The organism is Exiguobacterium sp. s194, from assembly GCF_018618275.1.
Lineage (GTDB): Bacteria > Bacillota > Bacilli > Exiguobacteriales > Exiguobacteriaceae > Exiguobacterium > Exiguobacterium chiriqhucha.
The window spans coordinates 1-18,576 of record NZ_JACSLT010000001.1 but is presented as its reverse complement, the minus strand read 5'-3'; the positions used below and the strand labels follow the sequence as shown (position 1 = coordinate 18,576).

The 18,576-nt window shown below is 52.6% G+C and carries 20 protein-coding genes and 1 tRNA gene; 11 read left to right on the top strand and 10 right to left on the bottom strand.

Going from position 1 to position 18,576, the window contains the following annotated elements; genetic code table 11:
* Positions 1-19 precede the first annotated feature (19 nt).
* Positions 20-1,054, bottom strand: coding sequence for a PTS sugar transporter subunit IIC (locus KNP85_RS00100; protein WP_214800723.1), 1,035 nt, complete (start codon positions 1,052-1,054; stop codon positions 20-22).
* 251 nt (positions 1,055-1,305) lie between these two features.
* On the opposite strand from KNP85_RS00100, the gene KNP85_RS00095 reads away from it, so the two are divergent.
* Complete coding sequence (locus KNP85_RS00095) at positions 1,306-3,969, top strand: cation-transporting P-type ATPase (RefSeq protein ID WP_214800720.1); 2,664 nt, start codon at positions 1,306-1,308, stop codon at positions 3,967-3,969.
* Between the two features lie 56 nt (positions 3,970-4,025).
* Positions 4,026-4,160 (top strand): hypothetical protein, encoded by a 135-nt coding sequence (locus tag KNP85_RS15815; protein ID WP_021067349.1) that lies wholly within the window; start codon positions 4,026-4,028, stop codon positions 4,158-4,160.
* A gap of 72 nt (positions 4,161-4,232) precedes the next feature.
* Here the strand turns inward: KNP85_RS15815 and KNP85_RS00090 are convergent, their stop codons facing one another.
* The 3 genes from KNP85_RS00090 to KNP85_RS00080 form a co-directional block, all read right to left on the bottom strand.
* Positions 4,233-4,505, bottom strand: a complete 273-nt coding sequence (locus tag KNP85_RS00090; protein WP_021067350.1) for a hypothetical protein — start codon at positions 4,503-4,505, stop codon at positions 4,233-4,235.
* Positions 4,506-4,628: 123 nt separating this feature from the next.
* A complete protein-coding gene (locus KNP85_RS00085) occupies positions 4,629-5,261 on the bottom strand; it encodes a hypothetical protein (protein ID WP_214800718.1) in 633 nt (210 codons plus the stop codon).
* Positions 5,262-5,348: 87 nt separating this feature from the next.
* Entirely contained in the window at positions 5,349-5,705 is a 357-nt protein-coding gene (locus KNP85_RS00080) for a PilZ domain-containing protein (protein ID WP_021067352.1), read from the bottom strand.
* A 145-nt stretch (positions 5,706-5,850) separates the two neighbouring features.
* On the opposite strand from KNP85_RS00080, the gene KNP85_RS00075 reads away from it, so the two are divergent.
* On the top strand, positions 5,851-6,099 hold the full coding sequence (locus tag KNP85_RS00075) for a hypothetical protein (RefSeq protein WP_029595550.1): 249 nt from the start codon (positions 5,851-5,853) through the stop codon (positions 6,097-6,099).
* A 31-nt stretch (positions 6,100-6,130) separates the two neighbouring features.
* Here the strand turns inward: KNP85_RS00075 and KNP85_RS00070 are convergent, their stop codons facing one another.
* The 5 genes from KNP85_RS00070 to KNP85_RS00050 all read right to left on the bottom strand — a co-directional run bounded on the left by KNP85_RS00070 (position 6,131) and on the right by KNP85_RS00050 (position 10,796).
* Positions 6,131-6,826, bottom strand: a complete 696-nt coding sequence (locus KNP85_RS00070) for a queuosine precursor transporter (protein WP_021067354.1) — start codon at positions 6,824-6,826, stop codon at positions 6,131-6,133.
* 136 nt (positions 6,827-6,962) lie between these two features.
* Positions 6,963-7,033, bottom strand: a tRNA-Thr gene (locus KNP85_RS00065).
* Between the two features lie 110 nt (positions 7,034-7,143).
* Positions 7,144-9,516, bottom strand: coding sequence for an immune inhibitor A domain-containing protein (locus tag KNP85_RS00060; RefSeq protein WP_021067355.1), 2,373 nt, complete (start codon positions 9,514-9,516; stop codon positions 7,144-7,146).
* 144 nt (positions 9,517-9,660) lie between these two features.
* On the bottom strand, positions 9,661-10,446 hold the full coding sequence (locus KNP85_RS00055) for a class I SAM-dependent methyltransferase (RefSeq protein ID WP_214755924.1): 786 nt from the start codon (positions 10,444-10,446) through the stop codon (positions 9,661-9,663).
* Between the two features lie 38 nt (positions 10,447-10,484).
* Complete coding sequence (locus KNP85_RS00050; RefSeq protein ID WP_021067357.1) at positions 10,485-10,796, bottom strand: hypothetical protein; 312 nt, start codon at positions 10,794-10,796, stop codon at positions 10,485-10,487.
* Between the two features lie 180 nt (positions 10,797-10,976).
* Here KNP85_RS00050 and KNP85_RS00045 point away from each other — a divergent pair, with 180 nt between their 5' ends.
* The 8 genes from KNP85_RS00045 (at position 10,977) to KNP85_RS00010 (ending at position 18,259) form a co-directional block, all read left to right on the top strand.
* A complete protein-coding gene (locus KNP85_RS00045; protein WP_021067358.1) occupies positions 10,977-11,840 on the top strand; it encodes a cation diffusion facilitator family transporter in 864 nt (287 codons plus the stop codon).
* Between the two features lie 86 nt (positions 11,841-11,926).
* Complete coding sequence (locus KNP85_RS00040; protein ID WP_021067359.1) at positions 11,927-12,403, top strand: GNAT family N-acetyltransferase; 477 nt, start codon at positions 11,927-11,929, stop codon at positions 12,401-12,403.
* Between the two features lie 47 nt (positions 12,404-12,450).
* On the top strand, positions 12,451-13,437 hold the full coding sequence (locus KNP85_RS00035; RefSeq protein WP_021067360.1) for a LacI family DNA-binding transcriptional regulator: 987 nt from the start codon (positions 12,451-12,453) through the stop codon (positions 13,435-13,437).
* 110 nt (positions 13,438-13,547) lie between these two features.
* On the top strand, positions 13,548-14,492 hold the full coding sequence (locus tag KNP85_RS00030; RefSeq protein WP_214713650.1) for a carbohydrate kinase family protein: 945 nt from the start codon (positions 13,548-13,550) through the stop codon (positions 14,490-14,492).
* A complete protein-coding gene (locus KNP85_RS00025; protein ID WP_021067362.1) occupies positions 14,489-15,919 on the top strand; it encodes a sucrose-specific PTS transporter subunit IIBC in 1,431 nt (476 codons plus the stop codon). Before KNP85_RS00030 ends, KNP85_RS00025 begins: the two co-directional genes overlap by 4 nt.
* Before the next feature lie 18 nt (positions 15,920-15,937).
* Complete coding sequence (locus KNP85_RS00020) at positions 15,938-17,356, top strand: sucrose-6-phosphate hydrolase (RefSeq protein ID WP_214713648.1); 1,419 nt, start codon at positions 15,938-15,940, stop codon at positions 17,354-17,356.
* A 110-nt stretch (positions 17,357-17,466) separates the two neighbouring features.
* Entirely contained in the window at positions 17,467-17,754 is a 288-nt protein-coding gene (locus KNP85_RS00015; protein WP_029595544.1) for a hypothetical protein, read from the top strand.
* A gap of 88 nt (positions 17,755-17,842) precedes the next feature.
* Positions 17,843-18,259: a YhfM domain-containing protein gene (locus KNP85_RS00010; RefSeq protein ID WP_214800716.1), complete on the top strand. Its 417-nt coding sequence runs from the start codon at positions 17,843-17,845 to the stop codon at positions 18,257-18,259.
* Between the two features lie 236 nt (positions 18,260-18,495).
* On the opposite strand, the gene KNP85_RS15845 is transcribed toward KNP85_RS00010, so the two are convergent.
* Positions 18,496-18,576: IS3 family transposase (locus KNP85_RS15845; RefSeq protein WP_214800926.1), on the bottom strand; the 81-nt coding region annotated here is incomplete at its 5' end.

The window sequence follows — 18,576 nt, the reverse complement described above, 5'->3', positions numbered from 1 at the left end:
GGAGTGAGAACCTTTTGTATTAAGCGGCATCTTCGTCCGAAGCGGCCATTTTTTCAGTTTGGCGCGTGATTGGGAAGTTACGGAACAGTTTACTGCCGACGAGTCCGGCAACGATTCCGACACCGAACAAGATGAGCGCCGTCACCGTCACGGTCTGCCAATCATTGAAGCCGTACATGACGAGCAAGCCCGGAATCCCGGCAGCGGAACCTGGGGCATCGTTCACCATCCCGGTCATGGCGACGATGAGTCCGGCAATCGCACCGCCGACAAAGTTGACGCTATAGATGGGAATCGGGTTCGCCGAGATGAGGTCGGCTTGCGTGAGCGGTTCGATCGCGACCGATAGTTGGTCTTTCTTCGTTCCTATGTCCAACCGTTTGAACAGCAAAAAGTTCATCGAGATCGACGCCGTCAAGGCGAGGGCAGCGATGGCCATCGGTACGCCTGTCAAACCGAGCATCGCCGTGAGTGCCATCGAGCTAAGTGGCGACGTCGAGACGACCGTGACGATGCCACCAAGGACAAGTCCCATCACGACCGGATTTTGCGTCGCGGCAAGTTCGATGACCGCACCGATTTGTGTCAGCGTGTTCGTGACGAGCGGATCGACGCCAGTCGCCACGAGGCGGGCGAGCGGAGCCATGATGATGACGTAGAAGATCATGTCGACACCGGCTGGCAAGTGCCGGTCCAATTTTCGACCTACGAGCGCGAGGATATAGCCGGCGAAAAAGCCGGGAAGAATTCCGAAGCCCGCGACCGAAAGTCCGAGCATGAGCGCGTAGACCGGATTGATACCGAGGGCAATCGATACGAGCGCGGCTGCGGCCGGACCTGATAATGAACCGGCTGCTTGTCCGACTTCTTCATATAAAGGAAGCGGGAGCAGACCGCCGATGGCGTAGGCGTTGAACGCCTCGACCAAGAAACTGGCGATGGCGGCGCCGGCAAGGGCGCCCATCGCTTTCATCCCAAACGGGGCTTTGTAGCTGAATAATGTGAATAAGGCAAGAATCAACAGTAAAAGTGCGATACCTTGAATAATGACCATATGGTGTACCTCTTTCTCTCTGTTCTATATTTCCTCTATAGTTAACCATTCGAACGGTTCTGTAAAGCCATTTCATCCAACTGACAAGACTTTTTTTGGTGGTAGCGTTTCCATCTTCGGAATTGGATAATTGTGAACAAGATCTGCTGTGAAATTTGGGAAAAAACAAGCTCATATGTGTCAGTCCGGTCCGGAGTGGGAACAGAAAGGGGAAAGACTTTTGATATAGGAATGACCAAGGAGGAGTAGAGATGCAGATGGAGAACAAAAATTGGCACGCACTCGAACCGGATGTGGTACAGAGTTCGCTCGAGACGGACACGAACAGTGGTCTGTCGAAAGGGGAAGTGTCAATTCGGCAAGAGCAGTATGGAAAGAACGTATTGCCCGAGAAAGAGAAGACACCTGAAATCATAAAATTTTTGCGTCAGTTCAATGATATTCTTGTCTTCGTCTTACTTGGTGCCGCTGTCGTCACCGGCTTTTTAGGGGAGTACATCGATACGATTGTCATCGTGCTTGTCGTGACGATTATCGCGGTCGTCGGTTATCTCCAAGAGAACAAGGCCGAGCAAGCGTTAGAAGGCATTAAAAAGTTACTCGAGACGAAGGCGAGCGTCATCCGTGACGGCAAGCAGAGCCAAGTCGACTCGAGTGACCTCGTCGTCGGGGACATCTTGGTCCTTGCCGCCGGGGACAAGGTCCCGGCTGACGCCCGTGTCATCCAAGCGGAGAAGTTCAAAGTCGAGGAATCGGCATTGACGGGCGAAGCGACGACGGTCGAAAAGAAAATTCAAGTCGTCCCGGAAGACGCCGTCCTCGGTGATCGCAAGAACATGATTTATTCGGGTACGAGCGTGGCGACAGGAAGTGCGAAAGCAATCGTCACGTCCATCGGAGAAGGCACGGAGCTCGGCCAAATCAACGCCTCGATTGCTGAAGTCGAGACGGTGAAGACGCCGCTCATTCGGCAGACGACGAAGTTTGGTCAGACGGTATCGATTGCCATCCTCGTCATCTCGGTCGTCATTTACGCGTTCGGTTACTTCGTCCGCGATTTCGATCCGATTGAATTGATGCTGACGACAATCGGTCTCGCCGTCGCCGCGATTCCAGAGGGATTACCGGCAGTTATCTCAATCATCCTCGCGCTCGGTGTCCGGAACATGGCTGAGAAAAAAGCCATCGTCCGCAGCTTACCATCGGTCGAGACGCTCGGTGCCGTATCGGTCATCTGTACCGATAAGACCGGGACGTTGACAAAAAATGAGATGACCGTCAAACAAGTCGTCACGGCTAAACACGACATCGAAGTGTCAGGGAGCGGTTATGAGCCGGACGGTGATTTGGAATTGAACGGCCAACCGTTCGATTTGGATGATGACGAGTCGATGATTGATTTATTAACGGTCGGGAAAACGTGTAATGACGCCCAGTTGTACGAAGAAGGCGGCGAATGGGTCGTCAATGGTGACCCGACGGAAGCATGCTTGCTCACGCTCGCCGAGAAGGCGGAGCGGCCGATCGAACGTTTGGACGTCATCTCGAAGATTCCATTCGATTCGGAGTACAAATATATGGCGACGCTCGTCGATTATAAGGGCAAGCGCATGATTTTCATCAAAGGGGCGCCGGACCGCCTGTTCGATATGGCGGAAGACACGGAGTTTGACCGCGCCTATTGGGATGAGAAACGAAAAGAGATTGCCGACCGCGGACAACGCGTGCTCGGCGGCGGCTTCAAGCGCGTCGACGCCTCGAAAGAGACGGTCGACCACGAAGACGTCGAGAACGGCATCACGTTCCTCGGCCTATACGGTATCGTCGATCCGCCACGTCAAGAAGCAATCGAAGCGGTCGCGGCTTGTCGTGACGCTGGGATCCGTATCAAGATGATCACCGGGGACCATAAAGACACGGCCGTCGCCATCGCGCGAGAACTCGGCATGGAAGTCGAAGGTGCCCTCGAAGGGAAAGAATTGACGAACATGTCCGACGAAGAAATCAAAGAGGCGTCGGTTCATAATGACGTCTTCGCCCGGACGAGCCCGAACGATAAACTTCGTCTCGTCAAAGGGTTACAACAGAACGGCTTAATCACGTCGATGACCGGAGACGGCGTCAATGACGCACCAGCCTTGAAACGGGCCGACATCGGTGTCGCGATGGGGATTAAAGGAACGGAAGTCGCGAAAGAGGCCTCGCAGATGGTCCTCGTCGATGACAACTTCAAGACGATTTACAACGCCGTCCGTGAAGGACGCCGTGTCTACGATAACTTGAAGAAGACGATTTTGTTCTTGCTCCCGACAAACGGTGGACAAGCACTTCTCGTCGCCATGAGTATCTTGCTTGGCGCAGCGGCACCACTCAGCCCGGTTCAAATCCTTTGGGTCAACATGGTCGTCGCCATCACGCTCTCGCTCGCCATCGCGTTCGAGCCGCTTGAAGAGAGCACGATGAAACGGCCGCCGCGCCCTGCGAACGTACCGCTATTAAGTCGCTATTACATTTTCCGAATCACGTTCGTCTCGATTTTAATCGGGGGCGGTAGTTTAATTATCAACTATATGCTCGGTGATTTCGACTATTCGACCGATAAGTTGCAGACGATTACGCTCAATACGATCGTCATGGCGCAACTGTTCCACTTGTTCAACTGTCGGACCGAGCTCGCGCCAGCGTTCAACCGTCATTTCTTCGACAATAAAATTGCCTTTGTCGTCTCGGCACTACTGATCGGGCTCCAGTTGTTCATCACCTACGTCCCGTTCATGCATACGCTGTTCGGTACGGCACCGCTCGAGCTGCAAGACTGGATTTATCCGGTCGCGTTCGGTCTCATCGTCTTTGTCATCGTCGAAATCGAGAAAGCCATCTCGCGTCGTGTCATCGGTAACAAAGACATACACTAATGTTTTAGTGAAGACGGAATGTGGAATTAAAGCATTATGCAGAGGAGGGATGCTCAATGAAACGTGATGAATCACAACCTGGGGTACACCCAGATCCAGTCCCGGATGAAGAGTCAGATCCGGCCACTAAACCGGCACCGACCCAACATCCAGATCCGGACCCGGAACAGGACAATGACGACTCAAACTAAGGACGCCGATGCTTGATCGGCGATTCATACAAAAAGGGATTTCCGATCAATGTCGGAAATCCCTTTTTACTGTTATTTCTTCGGTGCCGGGCTGCGATACTCGGTCATCTTGTCGAATTCTTTCTCATTGAAATACTCGACGACGACGAAATCGCCGACCGGGCATTCCCAACGGTCTTTGGCGATTTGACACTCTTTCAGTGTCACTTTCTGGTCGTACATATCAAGCTCGAGCGTGTCCTTCAAAAACTGATCGACTTGTTTGTCGTTAATTTTGAAGTATTCGCTCAAGATGATGTCTTCGCCTCTGTCGTTCGTATGCGTCATCACTTTAAAAAATCTCATTGGTGTACCTTCTTTCGTCTGTAAGCTGAATTCTCAGTATAAAGGGGCTGGCCTGATTTGGGAACCGTCATCCCGGTTTCCATGGAGATGCCCCTTTCGTGTTGAATGTGAAAGGGGCTCGTCTCATTTTAATTTGTGGCGGTTCGGTGGTGCCTCGTTGAACGGTTGTTTATGGCGAATGATTAGCCAGAACAACAAACCGAACAAGGGGATAGAAGGCAGAGGCCACAAACTCATCTTGTAGCGCTTGGCATCCCGATTCATCAACGTGATTTGGATGAAGGCGAGCAAGAAGAAATCGACCGTCATCGTCCGGACGAACTGGTTCTGTTCGACGTAAGACCAATATTCGGCCACGTTCCCGGTCGTTGAGGCGGCGATGAACAAGCCGATCGTGACGAGCAAGAGCAGCACCCCGAGCAGTCGCGTCGGGAGCGGCTTAATCGGTGTCGGATAAGGCGACTGCCGCGCGAACGCCAAGTACGGGGCGATGATGAAGCCGCCGACGACGAAACCGGTCGCTGCCGGTAAGAGCGGGTTCGGGCGCAACTGGTTCACCTCGGACCAAAGAAGCGGGAACAAGGCGAGCGGATAGACGCCTAGGATGCTGAAAAGGGAAAGCGAATATCCTTCATAGGCGTCCGTGTTATACGTGATGAAATCGAGCAAAAACCGGCTCGAGAACGGTTCGTTCGGGCCGAGGAGCGCGATCGCGATCGCAGCGGCCCACGGAATGAGTAAAAACTTTCTAGTCATGCCCTACACCTCGAGTCTGTCTCTGTTTCCATTAGTATACCCCGGAATCAAGCGAACAAAAAATGAGAAGTGTCAATCGACACGTTCTCATTGGTTTTCACGAGCATACGCTTTAATCATCGTCACGAGTTGCTGGGTCTCGTCTGAGTCTGATTCGAGTCGGATCCCGTAATCATATAGGCTTCCCATTTGTCCGCGGTGGCGGACGTGACCTGTCAGATCGAGCGGTTGAATCAACGGGACGAGGTCGAGTTTGACTTGGACTTTCAATCCTTCAGAAAGTGGGAATAAGTAGTCGCACCGCATCTTCAGACCGTGGGCACTGATATTGAGCAGTTGTGCTTCCCCGTCATGCAGTTCTTTGTCTTCCCAAATGAGGCGATATGGGATGAAGCGGGGATTCGGTAAAATATAGCGAAACGTTTCTTGTCGTCGATAGCGCATCGGTTCACCTCATTTCTCTACCTAGATTATCGGCTATTTGTGGCGATTCGTGAAGGGGGGAGCCACCAAAATTTAGGAAGCGCGGTTTACAGAATTGCAAACGCTTTCTATAATAGAAAGACAGAGTTGGTGAAGGAGGGATCGTATGAATGTCAAGGACTTACTCCGACGCTATTCGATCGACGAACCAATCATCTACGCGAAAAATCTACACGGGCAGTGGGTCAAAATCGAGCAACTGCCGCCCTACACCATACTAGAGGTCGAGGCGACGGACGAGGCCATCGAGGCGCTCGCCATCGACGCGTACGTGGCACTCACCGTTTGTCGGGAGAAATCGTCGCTTGAAGATGCACGCCCTTATGCGGTGCGGCTCCATATCAAAGGAAAGTAAAAACCGCGAGCCGATGGGCTCGCGGTTTTGCTTAGGCTGCTTCTTCTTTTTCGTCGTCCTGTGGGACGGTCCGTTTCGCATAATACATGAACGGCGTCGCCATCCAAGCGATGATGAACTTGGCGACATATGTCGTGATGAAGATGTTCCACCAGATATCCCATTCCATGCCCCAGAAGGCGATCGTACAGAAAGTGAGCGTATCGATGAACTGAGAGACGACGGTCGAACCGGTCGTCCGAAGCCACAGTTTTTTCTCACCCGTCTTGGCGCGAATCTTCGAATAGATGAAGACGTCGAACAGCTGCGAGACGAGGTACGCGGCGAGACTACCGAGCGTGATGAGCGGAAGCATCGAGAACAGCGCTTCGAAGCTCTCATGCATGAACAACGCCTCTTCAAACGGCTCATAGAGCAATGCGAATTGCATGAGCACGGTCGAGACGATCAAGATGAAGAAGCCGAGCCAGACGCCTTTACGGGCGGTGTGACGACCGTATTTTTCATTCAAGATGTCTGTCGCTAAATAAAGGGAACCGTAGACGATATTCCCGAGAGTAAAGATGAAACCACCGATTACAATCTGCTGCGTCACTTGGATGTTGGCGACGACCGAGGCCATCGCAATCCAGGCGAACAGTCCGACGCGTCCGAACAGCTTGTAGCTGAGGACGAGCAGACCGAGCGTGAGCAAGGCAGAAGGAATCCATAACCATTCATTGTGCATGGGGATCGTACTCCTTCCAAATCATTCATTCTGTCAACTTTACAAGTTTATAGAGGAACGGAAACCGTGTCAAGACAGTTTCCATGACCAAAAGAAAAAGCGACCTGTCCTGATAAGGAAAGGTCGCTTCATTTGATGCCTCCGACGAGAATCGAACTCGTGCTGCAGCATTACCATTGCTGAGGTCTGCCACTAACCTACAGAGGCGGTTACATCTAGTATGTTACACAGTCTGTCATGAAATTTCAAGCTTTTTTAGAATAATAAGACCCCCGTCCTCCTCATGGTGAGAAGGGCGGGGGTGCGTTGAATCAAGCTTACTTCGTCCGGACCCAAACAGCTCCAGCCGAGTTGTCTTTCGCTTCGCCGACGACGTCGACGACGAGTCCGTATTGTGGAAGTTTACGGCCCGCATCTGGGATGAGCGAGTTGATGTACGTGTTGGCGTCGTTGAACTGTTTCACGCCTGGTTGAGCTTTGTAGTCATAGATGCCACGGCTCGGTGAATCGATGTACCATGGGAGCGTCTTATCTAAGCTGAACGCCGCATCTGCGATCTGGTAGCGCGTGCTGCCAGCGACTGTTTCTTGACCGTTCAAGTTGCCGATAAGGGCCTCAGGATGCGAGTCGACGACACCGAGGAAACCTTCACCCGGGTGAATCCCGACCCAGTTGTCTGAGAACGAATCATCCGCATACCAGACGACGAGACCTGTGTTGTACTTGACGCCACGGCCGTTCAAGAGACCTGTGTCTGCACCTTCATGGTTGCGCCATTCCAGGTAGTAGTAGTGAGGTTTCGTGTCATAGCCGTCCGACTTGACGAAACCGTCGAGTGTGACTTTCTCTGCGCCTTCCGCATCGTCTGCGAGAAGCGATTGACCGCCTGACGTAATCGACAAGTTGTCGAGTGCGAATCCTTCAAGGGCAAGTCCACCGTCTGTCACGTATTCGAAGACGATTTGCACGTCTTGACCCGCGAATTGAGACAAGTCGTACGATTTGTTCACCCAAGCACCGTTCGTCGATTCCGCACCGTTTCCAGTGTTGTCATCGCCGTAGACATCAAGGACGACTTCTTTGCCGCCGCTGAGTGCTTTAACGTACAAGTAGTCGTAGTCAAATTCGATATCGAAACGTGTGTCGAAAGCGAGCGTACCGTCCGCGCCGAGTTTGACCGTCGGTGTTGCGAGTTCGGTATGCAAGTTATCGCCTTTTGTCGAGTAGTAGTAATACTCGCCGAATGCTGGCTCTATGCCTTTTACTTTCTTGTCTGGAAGGTTTACTTTCAACAATCCAGGGTTCGTCGATTTCGTCACGGATTGATCGAGTTTCGAGACGAAACCTTGTTGTGTGATGTCTTCAAGATCAACTTCCGTGATGTTCGCCCAGTTGCCGCCCATCAATTTTTGGAAGTACTCTTTGTTTTGTGGCGAGAAGCTCGTCGGCTCCGTACCTGCCACTTTACCAGCCCAGCTGCCGCCACTCATGATCGACCATGATTGGACTGGTTCGCCTTGACCTGTGTACTGTGTGTCGTATTCATCTGGAAGACCGAGGTCGTGACCATATTCGTGAGCGAAGACGCCGACTGCGCCGTCTTCCGGTTGAATCGTGTAATCGAATGCCGCCATTTGACCGCCCCAGTACGGGACGTCTGCTGTCGTTCCAGCTACACGGTAAGGACTGTTCCCGACGACCCAACGGTGTGACCAGACTGCGTCATCACCGAGGACACCGCCACCCGCCTCTTGGCCGGTACCGGCATGGATGATCATCAAGTGGTCGACCAAGCCGTCCGGCTCGTTGAAGTCGCCGTCACCGTCGAGGTCATATAAATCGTATTCATCATATTCGGCGAGGTCCATGCCTGAAGCGACTGCCGCGTTCAACGTGTCTTTAACGAGTTGACGCGGACCTGGTCCGATGTTGTCATTCCCGCCAGCCGGATTATCACCACCGTAGTCTTTCGCCGTACCCGGGACAGTCAACCAGTCAGAAACCGTGCCGTCGACCGTGTAGCTGCCGCCCGACTGCTCTTCATAATACTGTTTGAACGTTTGGACTTTTTCACCGTTGAACAGTTCGAACGACTCGTCGCCGAACATATACTGCTCGTAGTGTTCTTTACTGAAGTTGTCGCTATAAAGATAACCTTCTTCTTGGACGACGTTGTTATGTTTGAAGTCGCTATACTCGACGAGAAGGACGAGTACTTTGTCTTCACGGACGGCGCCGTTATAGCCAGCTTGCTTGGCCGGGTCGACTTTGACTTGGCCGTTCGGCTTGCCTTTCCGATAGTTCGCTTGTCCTTTTTTCGCTTTGTCGAGGAGACGTTTCGATTCTTTCTCGAATTGGTTATGTATCTTCTCTTTTGCTTCAGCGGCTTTATCGTTCAAGCCGTGCTTATGGACGTCTTGCGCATTGCCTTGCTTCTTCTCGATATAGGCATCGACGGCCTTTTGGCGCTCGGTGGCCGAAAGCCCTTTTTTGATGACGCCTCGTTTCTCGAGCGCTTTGGCGAGCCGATCCTCATCGATGATGTTGTGATCGAATGGAGCATTCGTGCTCGGGGTTGGTAGCGGTGAGGCGGCGAGTGGAGCGGCACCGACGGCCGGGATCGCACTGACGCTCATGACCGATGTCAGCGCGACGGCGAGCGTCGTGCGACGGATGGAACGTTTTTTCATTTGTACTAACCTCCTGTGAAAATAATGGGAAATTGTGTGAGCTTGAATCCAACATTAAACTTGTGTCAGATTAATGTCAATATTCAGAAAATAAGAATTAAAAAAAGAGACTTTCGTCCCGATTGGTCCTAAAGACCTAAGGGGTCAAGTCTCTACATCGATGATGCCGTAATGAAATTTGGATGTTTTGCGAACAATCCGTGTAAAACCAAACGTTTCGAACGTCTCACTCTCAAAATGAGCCTTTAGGACAATCCGTCTAGCCGCGACACGACGGGCCTCCGTCATGAGTTCAAGAGACAGTGGATTCGTGTTGGCGAGTGAACGTAATGGGTTCAAGTGAACCGATTCTGAAATCGTCTTTTCGAACATCGGATCGAAGTAGACGACGTCGAACGAATCGTCCGGGCATGACTTCAAATAGGTGAGAGCATCCGTCCAGACGACCTCGAGTCGACGCATCGCCTGATTGACCGCGTCGTGTTTCTCTTCCCAGACGGTCAAGCCTTCTTTGACGAGCATCGCGGTGACGAACTCACTCTCGAGACCGACGGCGCGACCGGTCGGACCGACGGCATGACTGAGGACGATGCTGTCCGAGCCGAGCCCGAGTGTGCAGTCGAGGACGCGGTCACCTGGTTTGATTGCGGCAGCATCGACGAGCGGGTCGTTCCCACCACGTGCAAGCTGCTTCACGCGGAACACCGAGCTCGATGGATGGAAAAAGAACGATTCATCTCCGTCGAGTGGGGTATATTCGACACGGCGCTTATCGAAGACGAGGACGCCTGTCTGGTGGCGTTGCTTTAACGTGTCGATGGAGTGTTTGCACCGGGGGATAAAACGGGCGCCGTACTTTGCTGCGTGAGCCTCGGCCCGTTCGATGATTGCCTCGGTCGGGCGTAAACAAGTCGTAACGATATAGGTCATAGCATCTCCTTACTGAAAAAATGAGACGCGGAGGCGTCTCATTTTTTCTTGCTGAGTAAATCCGACAGTTCATCGATGAGCGCCTTATGCGAGGCGAGTTCTTTCTTCTTCTCATCATTCGGGTTGATCGGGCGTTTCGAGCGGCTTTGAAGCGCTTCGAGCGTCTCATCGATTGACGATTTGAGCGTATCACGATCTTCCGGTTTGAGCGTCACTTCATGCGGGTTTTCACCGCTTGCGTCGAGTTCTCGTAGACGAGCCATCAATTGTTTTGCTTCTCGGTTCAAATCGGCGAGTAATCTGTCAATTTGTTCCAAACGAAGCTTGATTCCATCACGTTCTGTAAACATTCGTTTCACCTCTTTTGTTGGGTAACCGTTAGGTATCTTCTCATTTACTTTACCATAATTATCGAAAGACGAAACTACCGGGAATATATTCCATTTTATTTGACTGAGGGAAACACTGTTTCTCTATGCCCACACGACATTCGACTGGTATACTGACTTAGCTAATAAGGAGGTGGTCGGATGCAGTCGACAACTCATCCACCAAAAGCGCTCAAAGGCGCCATTTTATCCATCACGACGTATTTGGTCTTATCTGTCCTAAAAGTCGTATTCGGTTATTTGTATAATTCGGAAGCCGTCCTCGCCGACGGATTCAATAACACGACCGATATCATCGCTTCAATCGCCGTTTATATCGGCATTCGCATCGCCGCACTGCCCCGGGACGCGGAACATAAATACGGGCACGCCAAGATGGAGACCCTCGCCGCACTCGTCGCATCACTGATCATGGTCGCCGTTGGGGTGTTCGTTCTATTGAACAGTATCGCCACTCTGATTGGGGGCGAATACGTGGAACCGAACCCGCTCGCGGCCGTCGTCGCGTTCGTGAGTGCGCTCGTCATGTTCGGCGTATATGCGTACAATTCGAGATTGGCCAAGCAGACCCGGTCACTCGCCTTGAAGGCGGCAGCGAAAGACAATCTCGCCGACGCCATGATTTCAATCGGGGCGACGCTCGGCGTCCTGTTTGCCTACTTTAAATTGCCGTGGATGGATACGGTGCTCGCCGTCCTCATCGCGGGGATGATTATCCGGACGGCGATTCAAATCTTTCTCGACGCGACCCATCAGCTCTCGGACGGGTTCCCACCGGACCTTGTCGATTCGTATGAAGAGACAATCCAACACTTTGATGCCGTCAAGGAAGTCCGTGAAATCAAAGGACGCCACCTCGGCAATCACGTCATGCTCGATGTGACGATTGCCGTCGAAGGAAGCCTCACCGTCGAGGAGGCGCACGATTTATGTGATGACATCGAGCGCGAACTCGACGAACACCATGCCGTCGATACAGTCCACATTCACATCGAACCGGTCTGATTTCGGTTATCTTTTGCGCTTCACGGCGCCGTTCGTATATAATGAGTGTGGAAAGACAATGAGATAACTGTTAAGGAGGGCACGGGATGGAAATCGTGCGTCAACCTATTCGTCAGATTGATGAGATCGAATATGAGCATTTTAAAAAATACGGTCAAAGTTCTTACGGCATGTCAGCCGAAGAGTTAAAAGGCATCTTTGTCGAGATGGGCGAAGAGCAGGTGTACTCAGCCGACGCCCATAGCTATGGGGAGGACTTCTATTACGACCTCCGTGTCGATGGTCAAGTCGTCGGAAAAGTGTTGCTCTTGAAACTGGCTCGCGTCTATCAGCTTGATTTGATGGTGTTCGACCCATTCAAAGACAAGGGTTATGCGACTGAAGGGCTTCGCCTCGCGCTCGAGCAGTCCGATTTGAAAGAAGGGCATACGGTCCGCGCCGGCATCCCGCCGACGAGTCCGCATCAGGAAGCGGTACGCCATGTCCTCGAGAAGAACGGCTTCGAGAAACGGAACGGCCTTTATTATTTAAACTTTAAAAAACGATATGTAATCAACCATTGAACTGACGGCGTCTAACGCGTCAGTTTTTTCGTATGGAGGTTTTTGAGATGAAACAAGTGACAATCAATGACATCGCCAAATTGGCCGGAGTTGCGAAAAGCACCGTTTCCCGTTACTTGAACGGGGGCTCGGTCGGACAGGCGACCCGCGACAAGATTGAGCGCGTCATCCAAGAGACGAACTATGAGCCGAACCAGTTCGCGCAAAGCTTGAAGTCGAAACAGACAAAAATGATTGGTGTCATCGTGCCGCGGCTCGATTCCTATGCCGCTTCGCGGACCATGATGGGCATCGATGAACGACTGACCGAACGCGGGTATCAAATGCTCGTCGTCAACACGGCCCAACAGACCGAACGGGAAATCGAGCAGTTGTATAACTTGGCGAAACAAAAAGTGGCCGGTATCATCTGGCTCGGGACGACCGTGACGGAGCGACACTTGCAGGCAATACAAGACATTCAAATCCCCGTCTTATTGATCGGTCAGGAACATGGACACGTTCATAGCCTCGTTTATCCCGACTTTGACGCGGCGTACGCCCTCGGAAAGCAGTTCATGGATTGGGGACATCGCGACATCATCTATGTGGGCGTCGAGGAGTACGACATCGCCGTCGGTCAAACGAGACGTGATGGTTTCTTACGCGCCTTCAACGAGGCAGGGGCGGATGTGAAGACGTACACGACGTCATTTAAAATCGATGACGCGATTCCGATTGGGGCTCAGATAGGGCATGAGCTGTCGGCGTCACTCGTCGTCTGTGCGACCGACAACATCGCACTCGGCGTGTTGAAGGGACTTGCCAACGCCGGCAAGACGGTCCCGGGCGACATCTCGGTGAGTGGATTTGGAGGCTATGATTTTACCGAAGTGCTCCATCCGTCCATCACGACGGTCCACCTCCCATACCGTCGGACCGGATCCCGAGCGGCTGACATGATTCTCCAGTTGTTAACAGGTGAAACCATCCCGATGAAAACGTTCACAACTTTTGAATTAAAACTGCGCGAAAGCGTTGACATTTTAAATTAAATCGTTTACATTTGTGTTGCGGAACCGGTTCCGCAACATTTTTTTATTTGTTTTTGGAACCGGTTCGACAGATGCTACGAAGCAATACATTCAGACATGGAGGTGGACGGATGAATACCGTACATTGCATTGGTGAACTATTGATTGATTGGGTTTGTGAGGACGCGTCGAGCGACCTCGTCAACGGGACGACATTCGTGAAGAAAGCAGGGGGCGCACCGGCAAACGTCGCGGCCGTCGTCAGCAAACACGGTGGAAGCTCGAGCTTCCTCGGTCAAGTCGGGGCTGACCCGTTCGGCCGATTTTTAAAACAGACGCTCGTTGATAACGGTGTCGGCGTCGAGAACCTCGTTGAGGAAGGTGACACGACGTTCGCGTTCGTCTCGATTCAAGAAGACGGAGAACGGGACTTCACGTTCCGCCGCGGCAGCGACGGTGACTACGCGTTCGAGTCGATTGACTTGTCGGCATTCAAGTCTGGAGACATCGTCCATTTCGGGTCGGCGACGGCGCTCCTCGACGGCGAGTTAAAGAACGCCTACTTCAAACTTCTTCAGTTCGCCAAACGTGACGGCCTGTTCGTCTCGTTCGATCCGAACTACCGTGACGCGCTTGTGACCGACCTCGAGGCGTTCAAACAAGATTCGCTCCATTTCATCGCTGAATCCGACTTCGTCAAATTGAGCGAAGAAGAGGCGCACTTGTTGACGGGGCTTGAAGATTTGAATCAAGCGGTCGCGTCACTGCTTGAAGCGGGTGCGAAACGAATCGCCATCACGCTCGGCTCGCGCGGGACGCTGATTGCGACGAAAGATGTCGAAGATGTCATCGCTTCAGTGAAAATCGACAGCGTCGATTCGACGGGAGCGGGCGACGCCTTCGTCGGAGCCTATCTATATCGGTTGTCGACACTCGGGATGGATGACGACCGACTCTTGCAGGACATCGAATATGCGAACGTGACCGGTGCATTGACATGCACTGCATACGGCGCGATTCCAGCCATACCAACACAACAACGCGTGCTTGAAGCGCTAGGAGGGAAACCAGCATGAACTACAGACAAGAAGCAGAAGCGATTTTAGAGGCAATCGGCGGAAAAGACAACGTCGCCGCCGCGGCCCACTGTGCGACCCGGCTCCGCCTCGTCTTGAACGACGAATCGAAAGTCGATGAGAAGAAGTTGGACGCCTTAGACGTCGTCAAAGGGACGTTCTCGACGGGTGGCCAATATCAAATCATCATTGGTACAGGTACGGTCAACAAGGTATACGCCGAATTCGCTCAACTGACAGGCCTCGGCGATATGTCGACAAGCGACGTCAAGTCGGCCGGTGCGAAGAAAGGCAACCCACTCCAACAGTTCGTTAAGATGTTGTCTGATATTTTCGTCCCGATCATCCCGGCCATCGTCGCCGGTGGTCTCTTGATGGGGATCAACAACTTGCTCACGGCACCTGATTTGTTCTTCGAAGGCAGCTCATTGATTGACCAGTACCCTGGCATCGCCGACCTCGCCGCGATGATCAACACGTTCGCCAACGCCGCCTTCGTCTTCTTACCTGTCCTGATAGGTTTCTCCGCCGCCAAGCGGTTTGGGGGTAACCCGTACCTTGGCGCCGCGCTCGGGATGATCATGGTTCACCCGGATCTCGTCAACGCCTACGCGCAAGCAACGGTTGGCGATATTCCGGTTTGGAATATTCTCGGCTTTGAAATCGAGAAGCTCGGTTACCAAGGACAAGTGTTACCGGTCCTCGTATCCGCTTATATCTTGTCGAAACTTGAAATCAATATCCGTAAATTCATGCCAGCTTCACTCGATATCTTGCTCACACCGCTCCTCTCGCTCCTCATCACAGCGTTCGTCACGTTCGCTTTCGTCGGACCGATCACGCGTGAAGCGGGTAACTTGATTATCGACGGTCTCGTTTGGACGTACGACTCACTCGGCTTCTTCGGCGGTCTCGTCATGGGTCTCTTGTACGCACCAATCGTCATCACAGGGATGCACCACAGCTTTATCGCCATCGAGACACAACTTCTCGCGGATATCGCCCGCACAGGCGGGTCGTTCATCTTCCCGATCGCCGCGATGTCGAACGTCGCGCAAGGTGCGGCCACACTCGCCGTCTTCTTCTTGACACGTGATCAAAAGATGAAAGGTGTCGCTTCGGCATCTGGTATCTCGGCACTCCTCGGAATCACGGAGCCGGCCATGTTCGGGGTCAACTTGAAACTACGCTATCCGTTCATCGCGGCCATCATCGGCTCAGGAATTGCCTCGGCGTTCATCGTCGGACGTGAAGTCCTCGCCGTCGCCCTCGGTGCGGCAGGTCTTCCAGGGATTATCTCGATTGCACCAGCGTCAATCGTCTCGTATATCATCGGGATGGCCATTGCCTTCGCGGTCGCCTTCGGATTGACGTTCGTGCTCGCAAAACGCCAAGCGAAAAAAGAAGCAGTAAAAGAAGCAGCTTAAGAAAAAGGAAGTGATGTTATGAGTTGGACGAAGGCAGAGCGTTATCGCTCGTTACGTGACGTGAGTGCCCTCGAGATGGAGACGCTCCGCACAAAGACGGCGGCTTCCCCGTGGCGGTTCGGATACCATATCCAACCGCCGACGGGACTCCTGAACGACCCGAACGGATTCGCATATTACAACGGGGAATATCACATGTTTTATCAGTGGTTCCCGCTTGGACCGGTACACGGTCTCAAGCATTGGTATCATGTCACATCACCCGACCTCGTCACGTGGACGGACCGCGGGGTAGCGTTAGTCCCGGAGACGACCGAAGATTCACACGGTGCCTATTCAGGCAGCGGGTTCGTGAAGGACGGAGAACTCCACGTCATGTACACCGGCAATCACCGGACGGATGACTGGACGCGTCACGCCTCGCAGGTCATCGGTGTATTACGAGACGGCAAAATCGAACGTCGGAACGTCGCGATCCCGGACGTGCCGGCCGGGTACACGGAACACTTCCGTGACCCGAAAGTATGGCTCGAGGACGGCATCTATTACGCCGTCGTCGGCGCACAACGCACGGACGAGACAGGATGCGTCGTGTTGTACCGCTCGATCGACTTGGATGAGTGGACGTTTCTCGGTGAGATTAAGACGGGACTCGATTCGTTCGGCTACATGTGGGAATGTCCCGACGTGTTCGAACTGAACGGACAGCATGTCCTCGTCTTCTCGCCGCAAGGGATTGAACCGGACGGGCATCGCTATCACAACATCTATCAGTCCGGATTCTTGATCGGCAAGCTCGACCTTAAAACGTTGACGTTCACCCACGGCGCGTTCGAGGAACTCGACTTCGGTTTCGATTTCTATGCGCCGCAGACGACCGAACAAGACGGACGTCGCGTCCTCGTCGGATGGATGGGCTTGCCTGAGATCGAGTATCCGACGGACCGCTTCGGCTGGGCACACGCCTTGACGCTACCGCGAGTGCTCACAATTGAGGACGGGATGCTTAAGCAGCGTCCGGTGGCGGAGATGACAACGCTTCGCCGAGACACATTTCTCGACGCGACTGGCACGTCGGTCAGCGTCGCGACACCGGACCGTTACGAGCTGGAGCTGAAAACGGACGGCTTAGACTTCAGCCTCGACTTGCTTCAAGTCGGCGACGAGTCATTCGTCATCCGATACGACGCAGCGGCAGGCGAATTGACGATCGACCGGACGCATGCCGGCGAGACGTTCGCGACCGAGTATGGCACGACACGGACGAAAGCGATTGCCGTGACGTCGCTTCATTTGTTCGTCGACTCGTCAAGTGTCGAATGCTTTGTCAATGACGGAGAGGCGGTCGCGACACTCCGTGTCTTCCCGAGCGAGCTCGAGAAACAGTTGCGCTACGAAGGCGCGACTGCGAGCCTGACCGGTTGGACGTATCAATAAGGAAAAGCTGAGCTTCGGCTCGGCTTTTTTTGTTTGTCTATAAATGAAGTGGCTTGTGTTACTCTGAGAATAGGTAATAACTTACATATTAGATAGGGGGCGGTTTAGAAATGTGGATGATTTTAGGATTGCTCGCGATTGGCGCGACACTGGTCAATTTGTATACGTTTAGCGTCGGGAAAGATTACAAACTGCCGATGGCGCTTGCGTTATCGCTGACCGCGTTGACGGTGTGTGCAGATTACAGTTATTTGTCGGTCTGGGTCGAAGCGGAAGATTGGGGTGCATTGGCGGATGTCATCCCCGGCATGGGACGGGCATTATGGGTTCTCACCAGCATCTCGATTCTATTGAACCTATTGCCGATTTTCTTGGAGCGAACGAGGAGACGGGCATGAACGGATCACAATCCGATGTCAGAAATTGTGAAACCTTTCGTCCGGATTCTCGTAAATGATGACTATCAACGTGAATGGGGTGAAAGGCATGAAACTAAATCGAGCCATATTGACAGGGGCTTCGGTGATGATTAAGGCATTCATGGAACCAGATAGTTCTGAATTGAATAATGAAGAAATGATTCAAGCGCGAGTCGCTGAGTCGTCAGGGATCGGTTCGTTCAATGAGACGGATTTCATTATGTTCAATGGAGTCGAAAAAGTGAGACCGTTCGCAGACATGTTGCGCAATGCAGATGATGCGCTCGAAGATTCCATTCACGGGGAACCGGACTTTGATTTAGAGATTCATTGGAAGGGCGGGGTGATGGCGCAGTATCAACTATGGCTCGGACAGAAGCAGCAACCGAGCTATTTGATGGACGTGACCCATTTACACCTCATCTATCGCGTGTCGGCAGACATGACGAATCGGTTGATTCAAGTGCTCGGGGTGGACGAGTGATCGATAGACATGTGATGGGAACTTTACTAGCTTTCATCGCGTATATCAACCATACACAAACAAAGGGAGTCTATTTATGAAACAACGTCATATGTCAGTTCTTGGTTATATAATATTAGCCCTTACTTTGACTGGCTGCGGCTCGAACGATTTTCGGACGGATGGGATTGAAGAAGTCCGCGTCTCGAAATGAACTGCTCCCCGTCAAGTAGACAGGGCAAATAATGAAAACCAACCTAGGCGGCTTGAGACCTGTATTCGACAGGGCTCAAGCCGTTTAGTCGTTTCTGGAGACGCTCGTGGTTGTAGAACGATAT